Origin of the sequence: Microcoleus sp. S36a_B3, assembly GCF_036700745.1 — a bacterium.
GTDB lineage: Bacteria > Cyanobacteriota > Cyanobacteriia > Cyanobacteriales > Microcoleaceae > Microcoleus.
Genome location: NZ_JAUBPN010000012.1, coordinates 18314 through 35936, shown reverse-complemented (window position 1 = coordinate 35936; position 17623 = coordinate 18314). Strand labels below are relative to the sequence as shown.

At 46.6% G+C, this 17623-nt stretch carries 21 protein-coding genes; 15 read left to right on the top strand and 6 right to left on the bottom strand.

Annotated features, from left to right (window positions below; translation table 11 throughout):
• The first annotated feature begins 49 nt into the window (after positions 1-49).
• From gltB to QUA01_RS14790, 13 genes are all read left to right on the top strand, one after another.
• Positions 50-4636 carry a glutamate synthase large subunit gene (gene gltB, locus QUA01_RS14850; protein ID WP_333090376.1) on the top strand — a complete coding sequence of 1529 codons (4587 nt, stop codon included), beginning with the start codon at positions 50-52 and terminating at the stop codon, positions 4634-4636.
• Positions 4637-4731: 95 nt separating this feature from the next.
• A complete protein-coding gene (locus QUA01_RS14845; RefSeq protein WP_333090373.1) occupies positions 4732-5253 on the top strand; it encodes a hypothetical protein in 522 nt (173 codons plus the stop codon).
• 63 nt (positions 5254-5316) lie between these two features.
• The gene (locus QUA01_RS14840) at positions 5317-5949 is read left to right on the top strand and encodes a Panacea domain-containing protein (RefSeq protein ID WP_333090371.1); all 633 of its coding nucleotides are present in this window, start codon (positions 5317-5319) and stop codon (positions 5947-5949) included.
• Complete coding sequence (locus tag QUA01_RS14835; protein WP_333090368.1) at positions 5942-6331, top strand: hypothetical protein; 390 nt, start codon at positions 5942-5944, stop codon at positions 6329-6331. Before QUA01_RS14840 ends, QUA01_RS14835 begins: the two co-directional genes overlap by 8 nt.
• Positions 6332-6393: 62 nt before the next feature.
• Positions 6394-6594 (top strand): DUF4926 domain-containing protein, encoded by a 201-nt coding sequence (locus QUA01_RS14830; RefSeq protein WP_333090366.1) that lies wholly within the window; start codon positions 6394-6396, stop codon positions 6592-6594.
• A gap of 109 nt (positions 6595-6703) precedes the next feature.
• Positions 6704-6988, top strand: a complete 285-nt coding sequence (locus tag QUA01_RS14825; protein ID WP_228049972.1) for a DUF2281 domain-containing protein — start codon at positions 6704-6706, stop codon at positions 6986-6988.
• A complete protein-coding gene (locus tag QUA01_RS14820; RefSeq protein ID WP_333090364.1) occupies positions 6978-7346 on the top strand; it encodes a type II toxin-antitoxin system RelE family toxin in 369 nt (122 codons plus the stop codon). Before QUA01_RS14825 ends, QUA01_RS14820 begins: the two co-directional genes overlap by 11 nt.
• Positions 7347-7348: 2 nt before the next feature.
• A complete protein-coding gene (locus QUA01_RS14815) occupies positions 7349-7597 on the top strand; it encodes a DUF4926 domain-containing protein (RefSeq protein WP_333090362.1) in 249 nt (82 codons plus the stop codon).
• A gap of 53 nt (positions 7598-7650) precedes the next feature.
• Complete coding sequence (locus QUA01_RS14810) at positions 7651-8061, top strand: hypothetical protein (protein WP_194067516.1); 411 nt, start codon at positions 7651-7653, stop codon at positions 8059-8061.
• The gene (locus QUA01_RS14805; protein ID WP_333090360.1) at positions 8061-8543 is read left to right on the top strand and encodes a type II toxin-antitoxin system HicB family antitoxin; all 483 of its coding nucleotides are present in this window, start codon (positions 8061-8063) and stop codon (positions 8541-8543) included. Before QUA01_RS14810 ends, QUA01_RS14805 begins: the two co-directional genes overlap by 1 nt.
• Positions 8530-8733 carry a hypothetical protein gene (locus QUA01_RS14800; protein WP_194067517.1) on the top strand — a complete coding sequence of 68 codons (204 nt, stop codon included), beginning with the start codon at positions 8530-8532 and terminating at the stop codon, positions 8731-8733. The genes QUA01_RS14805 and QUA01_RS14800 overlap by 14 nt, the downstream gene beginning before the upstream one ends.
• A gap of 182 nt (positions 8734-8915) precedes the next feature.
• The gene (locus QUA01_RS14795; RefSeq protein ID WP_194067518.1) at positions 8916-9164 is read left to right on the top strand and encodes an AbrB/MazE/SpoVT family DNA-binding domain-containing protein; all 249 of its coding nucleotides are present in this window, start codon (positions 8916-8918) and stop codon (positions 9162-9164) included.
• Positions 9158-9436 carry a type II toxin-antitoxin system PemK/MazF family toxin gene (locus QUA01_RS14790; RefSeq protein ID WP_228049973.1) on the top strand — a complete coding sequence of 93 codons (279 nt, stop codon included), beginning with the start codon at positions 9158-9160 and terminating at the stop codon, positions 9434-9436. Before QUA01_RS14795 ends, QUA01_RS14790 begins: the two co-directional genes overlap by 7 nt.
• Positions 9437-9553: 117 nt before the next feature.
• Here QUA01_RS14790 and QUA01_RS14785 read toward each other — a convergent pair whose 3' ends face one another.
• From QUA01_RS14785 to QUA01_RS14775, 3 genes are all read right to left on the bottom strand, one after another.
• Positions 9554-10330, bottom strand: coding sequence for a class II glutamine amidotransferase (locus tag QUA01_RS14785; protein WP_194067519.1), 777 nt, complete (start codon positions 10328-10330; stop codon positions 9554-9556).
• Between the two features lie 350 nt (positions 10331-10680).
• Positions 10681-11571 (bottom strand): thermonuclease family protein, encoded by an 891-nt coding sequence (locus tag QUA01_RS14780; RefSeq protein WP_194067520.1) that lies wholly within the window; start codon positions 11569-11571, stop codon positions 10681-10683.
• A gap of 125 nt (positions 11572-11696) precedes the next feature.
• Positions 11697-12296 carry an acyl carrier protein phosphodiesterase gene (locus QUA01_RS14775; protein WP_194067521.1) on the bottom strand — a complete coding sequence of 200 codons (600 nt, stop codon included), beginning with the start codon at positions 12294-12296 and terminating at the stop codon, positions 11697-11699.
• A gap of 43 nt (positions 12297-12339) precedes the next feature.
• Between QUA01_RS14775 and QUA01_RS14770 the strand changes: the two genes are divergently transcribed.
• Entirely contained in the window at positions 12340-12627 is a 288-nt protein-coding gene (locus QUA01_RS14770) for a hypothetical protein (RefSeq protein WP_194067522.1), read from the top strand.
• Positions 12628-12709: 82 nt separating this feature from the next.
• Here QUA01_RS14770 and acs read toward each other — a convergent pair whose 3' ends face one another.
• From acs to QUA01_RS14755, 3 genes are all read right to left on the bottom strand, one after another.
• Positions 12710-14680 carry an acetate--CoA ligase gene (gene acs, locus QUA01_RS14765; protein WP_333090355.1) on the bottom strand — a complete coding sequence of 657 codons (1971 nt, stop codon included), beginning with the start codon at positions 14678-14680 and terminating at the stop codon, positions 12710-12712.
• 119 nt (positions 14681-14799) lie between these two features.
• The gene (locus tag QUA01_RS14760) at positions 14800-15162 is read right to left on the bottom strand and encodes a DUF5615 family PIN-like protein (RefSeq protein ID WP_333090353.1); all 363 of its coding nucleotides are present in this window, start codon (positions 15160-15162) and stop codon (positions 14800-14802) included.
• On the bottom strand, positions 15140-15490 hold the full coding sequence (locus QUA01_RS14755) for a DUF433 domain-containing protein (RefSeq protein ID WP_333090351.1): 351 nt from the start codon (positions 15488-15490) through the stop codon (positions 15140-15142). The genes QUA01_RS14760 and QUA01_RS14755 overlap by 23 nt, the downstream gene beginning before the upstream one ends.
• An 887-nt stretch (positions 15491-16377) precedes the next feature.
• Here QUA01_RS14755 and QUA01_RS14750 point away from each other — a divergent pair.
• On the top strand, positions 16378-17583 hold the full coding sequence (locus QUA01_RS14750; RefSeq protein ID WP_333090350.1) for a DUF4336 domain-containing protein: 1206 nt from the start codon (positions 16378-16380) through the stop codon (positions 17581-17583).
• The last annotated feature ends 40 nt before the right edge of the window (positions 17584-17623 follow it).

Below are 17623 nucleotides of genomic sequence, written 5' to 3'. Positions count from 1 at the left end.
GCTCTGCTCTAGATCGCAATTTTTTGATCACTTTGAGAGACTTATCCAAATGAATAGCAACGGACTGCCAGCAAAACAAGGCCTTTACGATCCGCAGTTCGAGCACGATGCTTGCGGAGTCGGGTTCATCGTACACATGAAAGGAAACAAATCCCACGAAATCGTCGAACAGGGACTAACAATCCTGCTGAACCTCGACCACCGGGGGGCCTGCGGCTGCGAACCCAACACCGGAGACGGAGCGGGAATTTTGATGCAAGTGCCGCACAAATTCATGAAAAAAGTAACGGCGGCCCTCAACATCCAACTTCCAGAAGCCGGCGAGTACGGAGTTGGCGCGATTTACTCATCGCCAAATCAGACGGAACGCGAAAACGGCCAGCGCATCTTTGAGGAAATCGCGGCAGAAGAAGGCCAAGAAGTGCTCGGCTGGCGCGAAGTTCCCACAGACAACTCGTCCCTCGGCGACACCGCCAAATCTAGCGAACCCTTCATGCAGCAAGTGTTCCTCCGGCGCGCCGCAGGTATAGACGAGGCTGCCTTCGAGCGGAAACTGTACGTCATCCGCAAACGCGCTCACAACGCCATCCGCAGGACGGAAGTAGACCCCTATTGGTATAATTCCACACTCTCCTGCCGGACGATCGTCTACAAAGGAATGTTAATGCCGGTGCAAGTGGGAGATTACTATCCCGACCTCCACGACCCCGACATGGAAAGCGCTCTAGCCCTAGTTCACTCGCGCTTCAGCACCAATACTTTTCCGAGTTGGGAACGATCGCACCCTTATCGCTACATCGCCCACAACGGCGAAATCAACACCATGCGCGGCAACATCAACTGGATGCACGCGCGGCAATCCTTGTTCGAGTCGGAGTTGTTCGGAGACGATTTAAAGAAAATCCCGAACTTAATCAACATCGAAGGTAGCGACTCGACAATCTTTGACAACGCTTTAGAATTGCTATATTTGGCCGGGCGTTCTTTACCCCACGCCGTAATGATGATGATTCCCGAACCTTGGACGGCCCACGAGTCCATGAGTGACGAGAAAAAAGCTTTCTACGAATACCATTCCTGCTTGATGGAACCTTGGGACGGCCCGGCTTCCATCGCATTTACTGATGGTACATCGATCGGCGCAGTGCTCGATCGCAACGGTTTGCGCCCTTCCCGCTACTGCGTCACCAAAGACGACTTAGTAATTATGGCATCCGAAGCCGGAGTTTTGCCGATCGCCCCAGAAAGAATCCTATCAAAAGGCCGCCTGCAACCGGGGCGGCTGTTCCTAGTAAATACTGAGGAAGGCCGCATCGTTTCTGACGAAGAAATTAAGACCAAAATCGCCACAGAACACCCGTACCGCCAGTGGATTGACCAGCACATGGTCGAGATTGCCAAACTCCCAGATGCGCCAGCAGTCGCAGAATCCGACCCCGAAACATTGATCCAGCGCCAAATGGCCTTTGGCTACACCTTTGAAGAACTGCGGTTGCTGTTAGCGCCAATGGCCACAAACGGCGTGGAAGCTATCGGTGCAATGGGTGCAGATACGCCGCTAGCTGTTTTGTCGAACCGACCAAAGCTGCTTTACGAATACTTCCAGCAACTGTTTGCTCAAGTTACCAATCCGCCGATCGATTCGATCCGCGAAGAAATTGTCACTTCTGCCGAAACGACGATCGGCGCCGAACGCAATTTGCTGAAACCGGAACCGGAAAGCTGTCATTTAATCGAACTGAAAACACCAATTCTCAGCAATGAAGAATTGGCAAAACTCAAACAGGTAAATACAGGTAATTTTCGCTCTACTACACTGCCGATTTTGTTCGACCCAAAAACAGGAGTAAAAGGACTAGAACAAGCCTTAGAAGATGTGTTTGCAGCCGCAGATAGCGCGATCGCCTCTGGGGTGAATATCATCATTTTGAGCGATCGGGGCATCAATTCCGACAAAGCCTCAATTCCGGCGCTGCTGGCGGTTGCGGGCCTCCACCACCACTTGATCCGTCAAGGTACGCGCACGCGGGCGGGACTCGTTCTCGAATCCGGCGAACCGCGAGAAGTGCACCACTTTGCAACTTTAATCGGCTACGGTTGCGGTGCAATTAATCCGTATTTGGCCTTCGAGACGATCGCCGATTCGATCAAACAAGGTTTGCTGCTAAATGTCGATTACAAAACAGCTTGCAAAAACTACATCAAAGCCGCAACCAAAGGCGTGACCAAAGTTGCATCAAAAATCGGGATTTCCACAATTCAAAGTTATCGCGGCGCGCAGATTTTTGAAGCAATTGGCTTGAACAAATCCGTAGTCGATAAATACTTTGCTTGGACAGCTTCCCGGATTGAAGGTGTAGACTTGGAAGTTATCGCCCAAGAAGCAATTTTGCGCCACACCCACGCCTTCCCAGAACGCCCCAGCAGCGGACATACTCTCGATGTCGGCGGCGAATATCAGTGGCGAAAAGAAGGTGAAGCCCACTTGTTTAGCCCGCAGACAATTCACGCGCTACAACAAGCAGTTCGCGAAGGAAGTTACCCGCTTTTCCAAAAGTATTCTGCCCTGGTAAACGAACAAAACCAGCAGCATTTTACCTTGCGCGGTTTGTTGCAATTCAAGCAGCGGGAATCAATCCCGATTGAGGAAGTCGAACCCGTGGAATCTATTCTCAAACGCTTCAAAACTGGGGCGATGAGTTACGGTTCAATTTCCCAAGAAGCCCACGAATCTTTGGCTGTAGCGATGAACCGCATTGGTGGTAAATCGAACACCGGTGAAGGTGGCGAAGATCCGGAAAGATATACTTGGACAAACGATCGCGGCGACTCGAAAAACAGCGCGATCAAACAAGTTGCTTCTGGGCGTTTCGGCGTTACCAGCTTGTATCTTTCCCAAGCCAAGGAACTGCAAATCAAGATGGCGCAGGGGGCAAAACCCGGAGAAGGCGGACAGTTGCCTGGTAAAAAAGTATACCCGTGGATTGCGAAAGTACGGAATTCGACTCCTGGTGTGGGTTTGATTTCGCCTCCTCCTCACCACGACATTTATTCGATCGAAGATTTGGCCGAATTGATTCACGACTTGAAAAATTCCAACCGGGAAGCGCGGATTAGCGTCAAATTGGTGTCGGAAGTGGGAGTCGGGACGATCGCCGCTGGGGTTGCGAAGGCCCACGCCGATGTGGTGCTCATCTCCGGCTACGACGGCGGTACCGGCGCATCGCCGCAGACTTCGATCAAACACGCGGGATTACCTTGGGAGTTGGGATTGGCCGAAACTCATCAAACTTTGGTACTCAACAATCTCCGCAGCCGGATTGTTGTCGAAACCGACGGACAAATGAAAACCGGCCGCGATGTAGCAATTGCTGCCTTGCTTGGTGCGGAGGAATTCGGTTTTGCTACCGCGCCGCTGGTGACATTGGGCTGCATCATGATGCGCGTATGTCACCTGAACACTTGCCCGGTGGGTGTTGCAACCCAAGATCCGCTGCTGCGGAAAAACTTTACCGGCGATCCGGATCACACGGTAAACTTTATGACCTTCGTCGCCCAGGAAGTCCGGGAAATTATGGCGCAGTTGGGTTTCCGCACGCTGAATGAAATGGTGGGGCGGACTGATGTTTTGGAACCTCAGCAAGCGGTGGCGCATTGGAAGGCCAAGGGTTTGGATTTCTCGAAAATCCTTTACCAGCCGGATGTTGGGGCGGATGTCGGGCGCTACTGTCAGATGGCGCAGGATCACGGGTTGTCCAAGTCGATGGATATGACTGTGTTGTTGGATTTGTGCAAAGGTGCGATCGAAAACGGCGAAAAAGTGCACGCCAAACTGCCGATTACCAACATCAACCGCGTTGTGGGCACAATTCTCGGCAACGAAATCACCAAACGCCACTGGGAAGGTTTACCCGACGACACCGTGCACCTGCACTTCCAAGGTAGCGCGGGACAAAGCTTTGGCGCATTCGTACCCAAGGGAGTCACCCTAGAGCTCGAAGGCGAGGCCAACGACTATCTCGGCAAGGGCCTGAGCGGCGGCAAAATCATCTTGTATCCGTCGCCAGCTTCTACCTTTGTCGCAGAGGAAAATGTGATTGTCGGCAACGTGGTGCTTTACGGAGCAACCGCTGGTGACGTTTTCATCCGGGGGATGGCGGGCGAACGTTTTGGGGTGCGTAACTCCGGCGTGAATGCCGTAGTTGAGGGTGTGGGCGATCACGGTTGCGAGTACATGACTGGCGGCAAGGTTGTAGTTTTGGGTGAAACCGGGCGCAATTTTGCAGCGGGTATGAGTGGCGGTGTTGCTTACATTTTGGATGAGGCGGGGGATTTTGCTACTCGCTGCAATATGTCGATGGTGGATTTGGAAAAATTGGAGGATGTTGAGGAGATTGCTGATTTGCGGCTGATGCTTCAAACTCATGTTGATTTGACTGGAAGTGCGAAAGCGTCGAAGGTTTTGGCAAATTGGGATGCGATGGTGCCGGTGTTTGTGAAGGTGATGCCGCGGGATTACAAGCGGGTGTTGCAGGCTATTGAAAGGGCGATCGCATCGGGTTTAAGCGGTGATGATGCGCTGACGGCTGCGTTTGAAGAAAACGCTCGTGATGTCGCCAGAATTGGCGGTAGCTAGGGTTTAGCATGAGGAATGGGTAATGGCTGTTATCAATCAGCAATTACCTATTCCTCACTAGCGATCGATTACCAATTATTAACTACAAACTATCAATGTTACAAAATATCACTAATACTGAGAATGCGCTCATTGAAGAAATTATTAAACGTTGGCAACCGCGATCGAGTCGATGTGGTCGCCTAGTGCAACGGTTTGATAGCGTTTTGCATTGGCATTACAGCGTTGCTCTATCGGATGCGTCTGCGATCGGTTGGGGGCCGGAGCGATCGGGCAGTCCATCAGATCGAGGACGCTTGGCTATCGAGAAGCTAGGGGATAATTTTCATGATGCCCTGAAAGTTCCCTATCTCGCTCGATCTGCAATTCTGACCAATTTAATTGCTTCTGTCCCGGCGTTTCACGAGCAATGGAATTATGGTGTTCAAGGCTGGAATTGCGAGCAGTGGGCGCGTTTAGTAACGACCGGGCAACCGATTTCGTATCAAATCAAACATCAAGGTTTGGGAATTTTCGACCTATTTGGTACGCTGTACAATCGCGGAGAGGCGATCGCGCACCTCAATGGTCACAGAGACTATGCGACTCAACGAATCCGCGCGATCGCTGACAAATGACTGACAAATCATTATGGTTTATAATGAAGTTGTACTACTGTGAAGCACTCTTCCAAAATGCTTATGCCAATCCAATTTCAGTTTCATCCAGAGAAAGCTATTGAAGCAGCAGCAGTGCTCTTAAAGCTGCACGGTAAGCCTATGAAATATTTAGGCTTATTGAAGATGCTTTACATCGCTGACCGTATTTCATTGCAACGCATAGAGCAACCGATTACTGGCGATCGTTATGTATCTATGGATTATGGTCCCGTCCTCAGTGGTGTTTATGACCTGATTAAGGGGAAGCCCATTGATAATGCCTTACCTCTCTGGTCTAAGTTCATTGCCAGGAAAAATGAACATCTGGTTTACCTGTTGGACGATCCGGGGAATGCAGATCTTTGTGAAGAGGAGGAGGAAATTATTCAAGAGGTTTATCAAGCTTTTGGACATCTCGATCCTTTTCTGGTTGCTGAGTGGACTCATCACCTTCCAGAATGGAAATATCCGCACGGTTCAGCCATTCCGATTGCTGTAGAGGATATTCTAAAAAATGTGGGTAAGAGTGACGAAGAAATAGCCGAAATTCAGGATTCAGCCATCCGAGAGGCATATCTAGACGGGGTTTTGATGGGTAACACTGACGAAAAAATAGCCGAAATTCAGCAGTCAGCTATCCGGGAGGCATATCTGGATGAGGTTTTGAATGGCTAGCATCATCATTAATTTGGGAGATGCTTTTTTGCTGGATACACCTCCCAACAGCGAACATCTATATATTGCCATTGCACAAACTTCTGAAAGCAGCTATCTCTTCGTTAACGTCACTAGCCGCAGACCTAATTCTGAAGATGCCTGTATTCTCCTACCAGGTTCTGGTGTGCCAAGCTTTATAATCCGTGAGTCTGCGATAGCTTACAAATTTGCTCGTGAGATGAATGCTACTGAACTAGCTGGATTAATTACGCCTGGTAGTCCTATTCCAAAAGGATCTTGTTCAGTGGCTGTTCTGGAACAGATCCAGCAGGGTGGTTTGGTTTCCAAGCGGTTGAAGAATAAGTATAAAGTCGCCCTCAAAAATTTCTTGGGAATATAGAGGTAGAGATTTTCCCCGTTTGATTACGTTGATTCCCGATTAACAAGTTAACAGAGGACTATATGAACTATCAACTTTATTCAGATGTCATCTTGCTCTGCAACCTTCCTGAAGAAGGACTTTATGCTGGCGATATCGGTACAGTTGTAGAACAGCATCACGGTGAAGGACTAGAAACAGGTTATAGCGTTGAGTTCTTCGATCTGTTGGGAAACACTGTAGCAGTTGCGACGCTACCTGGAAGTTATTTGCGATTTGATTGATCGACAACCGATCGCAATTGAACTCACCCTCGAATTGCTGTTGCCCCACCCGTTTGATATAATATTGTTACTAGATTGTAGAATAGCAATCAAAAGGAAAGAGATAATTATGACCGTCGAACAAGCCATTTTGGAAAATGTGAAGGTCTTATCGCCCGACCAACAACAAGAAGTCTTAGCTTTTATCAAATTCTTGCAGTCCGATAAATGGGAAGATATCTATAAAGGACGCTTCAAAGAACTGCAACAAAAAATTCGTCAAAACACTGATATCGATCCTGATGATGACCCCACTGAGACAGTCATCGAAGGGATTCAGCAAGGCTTCCATGAGGCAATTACCGGACAAACTCTCCCCTTGTCTCAACTGTGGGACGGCATCGATGACAACTGATCCGCAACCGATCGCAATTGAACTCACCCCCCGATTTCAAAGAGACTTGCGAAATTTAGGCAAACGCTATCGCAACATTCGCAACGACATTCAGCCTGTAATCGAACAACTTCAAGCGGGGGAACTTCCGGGCGATCGCATTCCGGGAATGGAGTACGAAATTTTCAAAGTCAGAATTAAAAACAGCGACATTCAAAAAGGCAAAAGTGCTGGCTACCGTGCTATTTATTACCTCAAAACTAGCGATTCGATCGTTTTGGTGACTATCTATTCTAAATCAGACCTATCAGACATCGCGGCCGAAACAGTTCGAGAAATTTTAGCCCAATACGAGCAAAAATTTCCCGAAGCAGAATAATTATGAACTATAAACTTTATTCGGATGTGATCTTGCTGTTCAACCTTCCAGAAGAAGGGCTTTATGCCGGCGATATCGGTACGGTTGTTGAACAGCATCACGTTGAAGGACTAGAAACAGGTTATAGCGTTGAGTTCTTCGATCTGTTGGGAAACACTGTAGCAGTTGCGACACTACCTGGAAGTTATTTGCGATCGCCCACAAGTGCAGACCGACCTACAGTTAGACTGGTTAATAGTTTGGCTGCGTAAGTAGAGGCAATTGTGGAATGGATAAATTAACAAATTAAAGCCACTTGAATAAAATGACAAAAAAAGGTGCAATAAGTGGCAGACCCTTCAATCCATCAAAAGCGGGCGGAAAAATTCTCAACTTATCTTATCAAAATGTTAAAATTACTGATAAAGGCGTTTCCTTAGTTGAAGCTCATGTTCGCAGATTTAATCCAGTTGGTGAAGCTGAGCTAAAAATGGTAGAAAGGTTAAGAAGTATCGCTACTCAAGCCCTTGTTGCTGAGCCTGTTGATTTACGCTTCTATACTCACGAGTTGCGCGAGTATCTGAGGTATAAAAAACTAGGCTATCCAACGGGACAGCCAACAAACCCCGACGATGCTTATGAACTTTGGAACAATGCTCATACAGCTACTCTTGAAGATTATAAATTAAAAGAAGGATTCGGTATTTTATTTCATCCAAGCGTAGAGGACTTTTAATGAAAAACCTAACTCAATTAACCCAGCTAGAATTAGTGCTGCTGGAATTAGTAGCTAAAGGTCAAGGAAAGTGGAGTTGGTACGAACTCGCGAATGCACTTTCTCGTCGAGATGTACCGCGAGAACCTGACATGATGGTGGTCTTAAAAAAACTGGCTGCTGATGGCTTTGTTAAACGATATATCGAAACAGGTTCGCCGCGCGACAGATGGGAATTGACAGCGGAAGGGTCAATTTTGCTGACAGACGCAGCCGCAAATCGGCAGCGCGAAAGTATGCGTTATGCAATTGCGATTAAAAAAGCCAACAGCAATTATTCTGCTTACGTTCTAGATTTACCGGGATGTGCGGCAACAGGTACAACTCTCGAAGAGGTAGAACAGCAAATTAAAGAAGCAATAGTCTTGCACTTGGAAGAGTTGCGACAAGCAGGTTCGTTTATTCCTGAACCGAGGACTTTGTGCAAATATGTTGAAGTTTAACTTAGAAACTAATTTTGTAGTTTGCATTAACAATCAAGATTATCCAGTATCCTTGGAATTGCGAAAAATCTATCAGGTGATACCGGATATTCGCGCTGCGAAACATCAATATATCCGAGTTATTGATGAATCTGGCGAAGATTATTTGTATCCAGTTGCATATTTTGTGCCGCATTGCCGAAAGCCGTAGCAGCCGTATTTGCATAGCCCACCCGGCGGTTGAAACCAATTTTTTGACTTTTTAGACACTACCTGCAGTCATGATATTGCCCGAAGGCGATCGCCCTCAAAATATTTACAACACTAAATCTGGTAGGCGATTTATATCTAGCTGTTATAATAGATAAACCTGAGCATTAAAATCGCAAATGTATGACAGCAAAAATACACCTCAGCAACTTGGATAATTCCTTAGCTTTGCCAATACCAGACTATATTGTAAAATTGTTCAACCTGAAAGCAGATGATTCAGTAATTTGCAGTATAGAAAATGGAAAAATGGTCATAGAGCCTATAAATCATAAAATTTCAAAATACACCTTAGATGAACTATTAGCAGGCGAAATAGAACCCAGCGAAGAAATCTCTTGGGGAAAACCAGAAGGAGAAGAAGTTTGGTAAACTACATCCCCGAACGAGGTCATTTCATTCGCCTCAATTTCGATCCTCAAGCAGGACACGAACAAATGGGTACTCGACCTGCACTGGTTGTGAGTCAAACTAAATTTAACCGAAAAATGGGGTTTGTGTTTGTCTGTCCCATTAGCACCACACAACGCAAAAATCCGTTTTATATTCCCATTCCAGAAGGTGAAACGGTGACAGGTGTAATTATGACTGCTCAACTCCGTTATGCAAGATTATCGCGCAAGGCAAGCAAGTTTGATTGGTGAATGTCCAGAAGATTTAGTTAAAGAAGTATTGAAGCGAATTGAACCTATTTTGTTTGAAAATATGATTCTTGATGAGTAGTTAATCATCAATAACCAGAAGCGATTTAAATCGCCAAGTTATCTCTCAAAATTAATAGGAAAACCATCCTGAAATACCAGCAATTCTCCCGGCTGAATCTGCGTCCAAACTTCATCATCCGTAAGCGGCAAAGTGGCAATTACAGCCACGCGATCGCCTTCCTGTGTCAATTCCCGGAAATCGACAGTTACATCTTCATCGATCGAGTGCGCCCTAGCAAAAGGTGCTTGTCGCACAATATAATGCAGATTAGTAGAACAGTGTGTAAATAAATGTTCTCCATCAGAAAGTAAATAATTAAAAATTCCGTGCGCTGCCAAAGTTTTAGTAATTTCGTTCAGAACATCGTAAATTTCCGTCAAAGCAGGCTTGTTTTGAGGGAAACTTTCTCGCAACTTTTCTAATATCAAACAAAATGCTTTTTCGCTGTCAGTTTTGCCTACAGCTTGATAAAATCCCGCACTTTCAGGATGAAAATTTTCCAGATTACCGTTGTGAGCAAACACCCAATAGCGTCCCCAAAGTTCCCGACTAAAAGGATGGCAATTTTCCAGAGAAATTTCGCCTTGAGTAGCTTTGCGAATATGAGCAATCACGTTAGTTGAATGAATGGGATAGCGGCGCACTAATTCAGCAACCGGAGAATCAATAGCAGGTTTAGAGTCTATAAAAAGGCGACACCCCAAACCTTCAAAAAAAGCAATTCCCCAACCGTCTTGATGAACGTCAGTTCTGCCACCTCTTGCAGAAAAACCCTCAAAAGAGAAGCAAATATCGGTTGGAACATTGCAGTTCATTCCCAGTAATTGACACATGGCTTTGACCTCTCTGGAGTTGGGATTGATGGCGCAGCTCTTGGCAGCTACAGATTGGTAATGATAGTATTATAGTATAAATTGATTTAGTTTCATAAAATAAACAGAATAATTTGGATTGTTTAACCGTAATGCTACTGAAATCAAAACAATGGGTGAATCGAAGCTATCTGGTTCGCTTGGAAGCATCTCCGGCTTGGCAAAAAGCATTTTTTTACGACTTGCGAAAGGAACCGCTGGCGGGCATTGTATAGCAAGCAACCGGGGAACCTCGCACTACAAATTCTTTCGGATAGATGCAGCCCTGCTATTTGTCCGTTTTTTTTATTCAATTCATGTAAAAGTAAATTTTAGGGAGGGAAATCAGAAAATTGTTTGAGATTGTTTAAAACTATTTGAGGCTTACCTTTGTATTGTTCTATCTTACCGCTGATATACACATATCCCCGTCCCATACCCGCATAACGCTTCTCGATTAGCCGCTTCAAGGGAGCCTTTTCATCAGTTTTAGCATCAGGTATCCACAAATCTAATCTATGATACGAGGAACCCGCATAAATTCTAGCATGACCGCCGATCCATTGATTAATTCCAGACAGTAAATCGCAGAAAATAGTAATAGGTTTAGCTGTCTCAGAAGCTGCTAAAATTTTCTGGTAGTGCAACCTCACAGAAAGCGCTTCTGTAGTTGCTTCACACAAGCGGAAATCTTCAACAATCGAGCCGCGCATCGACCACCAAGGCAGTAAAATAGTATAGTTGCGACAGGGAATTTTGGCATTGGTAATCGGATTCCAAATCATCAAATTGTAAGCTTTTGCAGCCGATTCTGCTTCAGTCATTGGTCGGTGATACAATCGGGAGCGCCCGTATTTGACAAAGTAGGGACTCCAGCCTTGTTGAATCAGTTTGAGGTTGTAATTTTCTCCATCTTTATGTACGTAACAGAGGAGACGGCCGTAGTTGTCGCGATGTTTTTCTAGAGCAAGTTTAACCGGATCGTCTGTATCAAATTCTATGTCAATTTGAGCAAATTTACCATCTGCTGTAGTGAAGTATTTTTTAGCCATTTCCGAAGCTGCTTTGCCGGCTGCTGTAACAGGTTTTGAACTGTTGGAGTAACTTTCTTCTGTATCGACGCAAATTAGCCGCAGAGACTCGGTTTTGCCGTCGAGAGAAATTTTGATGCTGTCGCCATCAACTACTTGAGTTACTTGCAGGTTCTGAATTCTGGTTGCCATATTTTGAACCTTGTTGGACTTGAGATTAGATTCGCATATTTAGGCTAAATTGTACATGAGTTTGCTGCCCAAAGCAATTAGTGAGAACAGATCGCAGTCAAGTGCACCCAAAAACACCCTACTGATTAGTGTTGGTATTTTTGATATTGATTTTTGCAAGTTGCTGCGTAACTTATTAAGTCTGGGAAAAAAGCCGTAAAATCTGATTCAAGCTGCTGATAATTAACTGTCAAATCTTCCACTCCACCTGCTAAGTTATTTGTCCGCTTGATTCTTGCCGACATTCGATGGAGAGCAATATCTATTCCGCTAATTTCCTGATAAGAACCGAGCAAGTCGCGGGCGATTATTTGCGGCATAATCCGCTGAAGTGATTCGGGCAATATATCGCGGTTGTCTTGCAGGACTTTGTAGGCTAGGCGGGCAAAATCGCAGAGTGGAACTTCTGAATATTCCAGCCAATTTTTAGCTAAAAAGTGGTCGTAAAATACGTCTATCAAAACTCCAGCAAACCTGCGTCTCTGGGCGCAAACCAGGCTTGTACTCGATCGCACTACTGCATGAGAGTCCGTGTAGCGATCGACTTTCCGGTGCAAATCGATGCCGTTTCTAATTTCCTCGGAATAAAGATTGACTGCCGAACCCTTGACAAAATCGCCTAAGAGGTTGCCAATCAGCGATGCTGGCGTACCGTCTGATAAGAATAGATGAGCCAAATAATTCATTGCTACAGTAAAAAAATCTAAGATAGCATAGGGAGAAAGAGTAATGGTTATTCTCGAATGTGTAAAACCGGGTGCTAAACTCGGTCAAATTATTCTGGCCGTCGATCTGACTGTTGCCGGTTCAGTCGATCGCGTTTTAGCAAAAATTCAACACTTAGGATATGACCCAGAAATCCGTCATGTCAACTATCCGTCTGGAGTTCACGTCTTAGCAATTCTCAAAGACGAACAGCATTCAGAAGCAGTCGATGATGACTACTTGCTAGAAGATTGGCTGCAAGTAAGGTCGGAAATTAACAGCGATGCCGTTCATTTGTGGCGAGGTAAATAAGCGAATTAACAATTAAACCGCAGATGAACACAGATGTAAATCTTATCTGCGTTCATCCGCGTTTATCTGCGGTTGCACAGCCCTAAGAACCGCCGCGCAACTTATCCAAAACAGTCCGATCTTCCAAAGTCGAAGTATCCCCAGAAACCTCTTCTCCGGCGGCTAAAGAACGCAGCAAGCGGCGCATAATTTTACCGCTGCGCGTTTTCGGCAAAGCATCGGTAAATCGAATTTCGCCGGGACGGGCGATCGCCCCAATCTCCTTAACAACGTGCTGCTTCAATTCCTTCTCCAATTCTGGACTCGGTTGCTGCGAGTCATCCAACGTCACAAAAGCGACAATTTCCTCACCTTTAATCTCATCCGGTTTGCCAACAACCGCAGCTTCCGCCACCGCTGGATGCGACACCAAAGCCGATTCAACTTCCATCGTACCGAGTCGGTGTCCGGCGACATTAATTACATCGTCAACGCGGCCCATTACCCAGAAATAACCGTCTTTATCCTTGTGGGCACCGTCTCCAGCAAAGTAGACAAATTCGCCATTTTTGGGGTGCAAATATTCCCAATAAGTGCGGCGGAAACGATCGGCATCGTTGTAAAGTGTACGCATCATTCCCGGCCAAGGATGTTTGACAACTAAATAACCGCCGCTTTGATTAGTTACTGATTCGCCATCTCGATCGACGACATCGGCAACAATTCCGGGAAAAGGAAGGGTGGCAGAACCGGGTTTTGTAGGAATTGCACCGGGCAAAGCGGCAATCATAATTCCGCCCGTTTCTGTTTGCCACCAAGTATCGACGATTGGACAATTTGAGTTGCCAATTACGCGCTGATACCACATCCAAGCTTCTGGATTGATCGGTTCGCCGACTGTTCCTAACAATCGTAAAGATGACAAATCGCGCGCCTTGGGCAAGTCTTCACCCATTTTCATAAAGGTGCGAATTGCTGTTGGTGCGGTGTAGAAAACAGTGACGCCGTATTTTTCAATTACGTCCCAAAAACAGCCGGGATTCGACGCGCGGGGCGCACCTTCATACATTAAAGTTGTTGCACCGTTGGAAAGCGGCCCGTAGAGGATGTAACTGTGGCCTGTAATCCATCCGACATCGGCAGTACACCAATAAACATCGGTATCTTGCAAGTCGAAGATCCACTTGGTTGTCATGTGGGTATAAAGGTTGTAGCCACCGATTGTGTGGACGACTCCTTTCGGTTTGCCTGTGCTGCCGCTGGTGTAGAGTACGAATAGCATATCTTCGCTATCCATTGGTTCGGCGGGACAATTTGCTGAGGCGTTTTTTTGCAGTTCGTGCCACCAAATATCGCGCCCCGGTTCCATCTCAATTTGTTGTTTGGTACGCTGAACTACGAGAACGTTGGTAACGCTTGGTACGGCGTTATTTGCTAATGCTTTATCGACTTGTGCTTTGAGGCCGACGGCGGTATCTTTGCGGAAGCCGCCGTCGGCGGTGATGACGAGTTTTGCTTCGCCGTCCTTGAGGCGATCGCGCAATGCTTCAGCGCTAAATCCGCCGAATACTACGCTGTGTACTGCACCGATTCTGGCACAGGCTAGCATGGCGATCGCAGCTTCGGGAATCATGGGCATATAAATGCCGACGCGATCGCCCTTTTGCACTCCCAATTCTTTGATGACATTCGCCATTTGGCAGACTTCGCGGTGGAGTTGCGCGTAAGTCAGCGTGCGGGAGTCACCGGGTTCGCCTTCCCAGATGAGGGCGGCTTTGTTTTTGCGCCAAGTGGTTAAATGGCGATCGAGACAATTGTAAGAAATGTTAATTTTGCCATTGACAAACCATTTAGCAACAGGTGGCTGCCAGTCGAGTACGGTATCCCACTTTTGGAACCAGTCTAATTCTTGGGTAGCGAGTTCGGCCCAAAATGCTTGGGGGTCAGCAGCGGCTTTGTCGTAGAGGGCGCGGTACTCTTCTAAGCTTTTGACCTGTGCTTTTTGGGAGAATTCAGCCGTGGGCGGGAATAGGCGTTTTTCATGCAGAATTGATTCGATCGTATCTTGTGACATCGCTGTTAGTTTTTTCTTCAGTTACTCTTTGTAACTATTGTTTGCATAAGTTGGGGCCAAAGTATGTTTATTTTCCTTAAGACAGGGGCAATTTTGTCAATGTTGGGGATGTGTGAGAATTATGGTAGCGGTAAATGCTCAATTTTATCTTGGTACTCATCATCAAACGATCCTTGATAAATCAAAATCAGTTCCTCAATATTTTGACCGATACTCAGCTTGGAATTCAGGATAAATATTCCTGGGATATGGCGATTTTGCTCTAGATGATCTGTTAAATGAACGGGCATAGAGCGGCGATTGTTGGTAACGAGAATGAAATTGTGGATTTCGCACCAAATGAGAATTTCTGGGTCGAGAGTCCCTTTGGAAGGTGCTGTTAGTTCTCCCACTGCGAGAACAACCAGATCGGGATTGCGCCTGCGAATTTGGTTAACATATGCAGGATCGACATTTTCATCAAACAGATACTGGATTGCCATCAGCTTTTCTCATTGCATCTCTTGCTGCTCTCAGTTTGCGGATTTTTTCATACACTGGACGAGGATTGCGGCGCTGTTCTTCTCGCATTTTTTCGCCCCATTCCAGCCATTCGGTTATGTACTTACCGACTGCTTCTTTGTTGTGCAGGTAGTACAAAATTGTTGCATAAACTTGTTCGAGGGTGAGGGATGTATAAATGTTAGCGATTTCTTCGGGAGTTCGGGCGCGAAACAGGTATTCGTAAAGAATGGTTTCGATGCCGATTCGGGAACCTTTGAGCCGAATGTCGTCAGGTCTTAGGAAGTTAAAATATTCTTCTAGCTGCATGGCTGGTTCTGGGTAATATCTGGTATGATTGTATCACAAGTAATTGTCTGTTTGGGGATTGAGATTGTTTACGGTTTTTTCGGAATGATTTAACCGCAGAGAGCGCAGAGGAAGAGAGAGATGAATGATTCTGATACTAATGGGTTTTAATGGTTGCTTAAACATCATCAATTTATCCCAATTTTAAGATAAGATTATACTAAGTTTGCAATATACTTGACAGGAACAGCCGATCGCACAAAAGCCATGATTCAAAATTGAGAAGCCAGCCAACTTTCCCTAAATGACGTTCGCTGCCTTCTCCAACTGGAAAGACAAACAGCAGGTTCTTTTGCTGAGTCTTTATTTGTGGAACCGCTGACTGATTTTGAACAGCAGGAATTATTGCAAATCAGCAATGACTTTTGGCGCTATCTAGAAGTGGGGAAGGTTTAGGAAGAATTGGTTAAGTTTTTATCACTTTCACCGTTGATGAGATTAACGGAATTTTTAAATTTCCTGTTGTGCTGACAATGGAAGATAGGATTCCGATCGAGGTTTAAGATGGAGATACTTTGATTAAAGGGCGGTTGGATATTCTCGCTGTGAATGGGCCGGAGGCGGAGATGGGGACGGCAAAGTAGACTTGAGTTGCAGAAGTCACGGGTTAGATACATAAACCGCAGGTTTATGGTAGATCAATACTGATTGACGCAGATGATTTTAGAGTATTTTCCGATTTTTTAAATTCAATGCTACTGATGCCGACAGTCAAAACTGAAACTTTCAAAAGCCCGATCGCCCGTAACCCATTTTCAACTCATCGAATCCGCGCCGCAACATTGAAATAAGATTAACAAAAGTTCGATCGCGCGCAAGTACCAAAAAATCGGCAAGGAGTCGCACCAGTGGCAGAGGGCGAAGGCACACCAACATCAACACAGACAGACAATCGGGACTATTCCTGGCCATTTTGGCCGATCGTCCCAATATATCCCTACGGCAAGCGGCGCACCATCCGCAAAGAAATAGTCAAAGACAAAATCTGGACTTTTGACCAACTGCAAGGCATTTTCTACGTGATTGTGCCGGTGCGGATGACAGTTATTAAACTAGAATCCCAAGGCCTTCTAGTCTACGCCCCCGTCGCGCCGACTCGCGAGTGCATCCGCTTGCTAAACGAGTTAGTAGCAGAGCACGGCGAAGTTAAGTATATTTTGCTGACAACCGGTTCGGGCATCGAGCACAAAGTGTTTGTCGGCCCGTTTGCGAGGTGTTTTCCTGCAGCGCAGGTGTTTGTCGCCCCGCAGCAGTGGAGTTTCCCCATAAATTTGCCCCTGAGTTGGCTGGGTTTGCCGGCAAAACGCACCTCTGTACTGCCCCGTGACAGCAGCAACACGCCCCTCGCAGGTGAATTTGACTGGGCAATCCTAGGCCCGATCGACCTCGGTTTGGGCCGCTTCGCTGAAGTTGCCTTATTTCACAGGCAGTCGCGCACGCTGATGCTAACAGATTCCGTCGTTTCCATCCCCGAAAACCCGCCCGCGATTCTCCAACTCGACTCTTACCCGCTGCTGTTTCACGCCAAAGACACCGCCTCGGATGTGGTGGCAGACACCGAGGAAAATCGGCGCAAAGGATGGCATAGAATCGCCTTATTTGCCATGTATTTTCGCCCCAGCGTGCTGGAAGTGCCGCCCTGGTCGGGGGTGTTTGACAGAGCTATCAAAGCGCCAGAACGCTCTAGAAAAGCTTATTTTGGGTTGTATCCGTTCCAGTGGAAACCTGGTTGGGCGCGATCGTTCGAGGCTTTGCGGGGCGGAGGGCGGTTGTTGGTTGCGCCGGTTTTGCAGGCTTTGATTCTCAACCGCGCGCCGAGGGAAACTCTCGATTGGGCGGATCGAGTCGCGAGTTGGGATTTTGAGAGGATTGTACCTTGTCACTTCGATCGCGCGATCGACTCCCGCCCCCGCGAATTTCGGCAAGCATTCTCGTTTCTAGAAAAATACTCGCCTGTTAATTCTTTACCCGAAGATGATTTAAAATTGCTCAGGGATATTGATGCCGGTTTGAATAAAACGGGTTTAGTTCCGCCTGCAAAAGACAAGGTTTGAAACGAGGCCACGGGAGTCAGATCCTCCATATCTGCCTTCC

Bases quoted from the DNA above. Each gene is read 5' to 3' on its own strand.
- gltB (WP_333090376.1), top strand. From the start codon at position 50: ATGAATAGCAACGGACTGCCAGCAAAACAAGGCCTTTACGATCCGCAG.
- QUA01_RS14845 (WP_333090373.1), top strand. From the start codon at position 4,732: ATGTTACAAAATATCACTAATACTGAGAATGCGCTCATTGAAGAAATT.
- QUA01_RS14840 (WP_333090371.1), top strand. From the start codon at position 5,317: ATGCCAATCCAATTTCAGTTTCATCCAGAGAAAGCTATTGAAGCAGCA.
- QUA01_RS14835 (WP_333090368.1), top strand. From the start codon at position 5,942: ATGGCTAGCATCATCATTAATTTGGGAGATGCTTTTTTGCTGGATACA.
- QUA01_RS14830 (WP_333090366.1), top strand. From the start codon at position 6,394: ATGAACTATCAACTTTATTCAGATGTCATCTTGCTCTGCAACCTTCCT.
- QUA01_RS14825 (WP_228049972.1), top strand. From the start codon at position 6,704: ATGACCGTCGAACAAGCCATTTTGGAAAATGTGAAGGTCTTATCGCCC.
- QUA01_RS14820 (WP_333090364.1), top strand. From the start codon at position 6,978: ATGACAACTGATCCGCAACCGATCGCAATTGAACTCACCCCCCGATTT.
- QUA01_RS14815 (WP_333090362.1), top strand. From the start codon at position 7,349: ATGAACTATAAACTTTATTCGGATGTGATCTTGCTGTTCAACCTTCCA.
- QUA01_RS14810 (WP_194067516.1), top strand. From the start codon at position 7,651: ATGACAAAAAAAGGTGCAATAAGTGGCAGACCCTTCAATCCATCAAAA.
- QUA01_RS14805 (WP_333090360.1), top strand. From the start codon at position 8,061: ATGAAAAACCTAACTCAATTAACCCAGCTAGAATTAGTGCTGCTGGAA.
- QUA01_RS14800 (WP_194067517.1), top strand. From the start codon at position 8,530: ATGTTGAAGTTTAACTTAGAAACTAATTTTGTAGTTTGCATTAACAAT.
- QUA01_RS14795 (WP_194067518.1), top strand. From the start codon at position 8,916: ATGACAGCAAAAATACACCTCAGCAACTTGGATAATTCCTTAGCTTTG.
- QUA01_RS14785 (WP_194067519.1), bottom strand. From the start codon at position 10,330: ATGTGTCAATTACTGGGAATGAACTGCAATGTTCCAACCGATATTTGC.
- QUA01_RS14780 (WP_194067520.1), bottom strand. From the start codon at position 11,571: ATGGCAACCAGAATTCAGAACCTGCAAGTAACTCAAGTAGTTGATGGC.
- QUA01_RS14775 (WP_194067521.1), bottom strand. From the start codon at position 12,296: ATGAATTATTTGGCTCATCTATTCTTATCAGACGGTACGCCAGCATCG.
- QUA01_RS14770 (WP_194067522.1), top strand. From the start codon at position 12,340: ATGGTTATTCTCGAATGTGTAAAACCGGGTGCTAAACTCGGTCAAATT.
- acs (WP_333090355.1), bottom strand. From the start codon at position 14,680: ATGTCACAAGATACGATCGAATCAATTCTGCATGAAAAACGCCTATTC.
- QUA01_RS14760 (WP_333090353.1), bottom strand. From the start codon at position 15,162: ATGGCAATCCAGTATCTGTTTGATGAAAATGTCGATCCTGCATATGTT.
- QUA01_RS14755 (WP_333090351.1), bottom strand. From the start codon at position 15,490: ATGCAGCTAGAAGAATATTTTAACTTCCTAAGACCTGACGACATTCGG.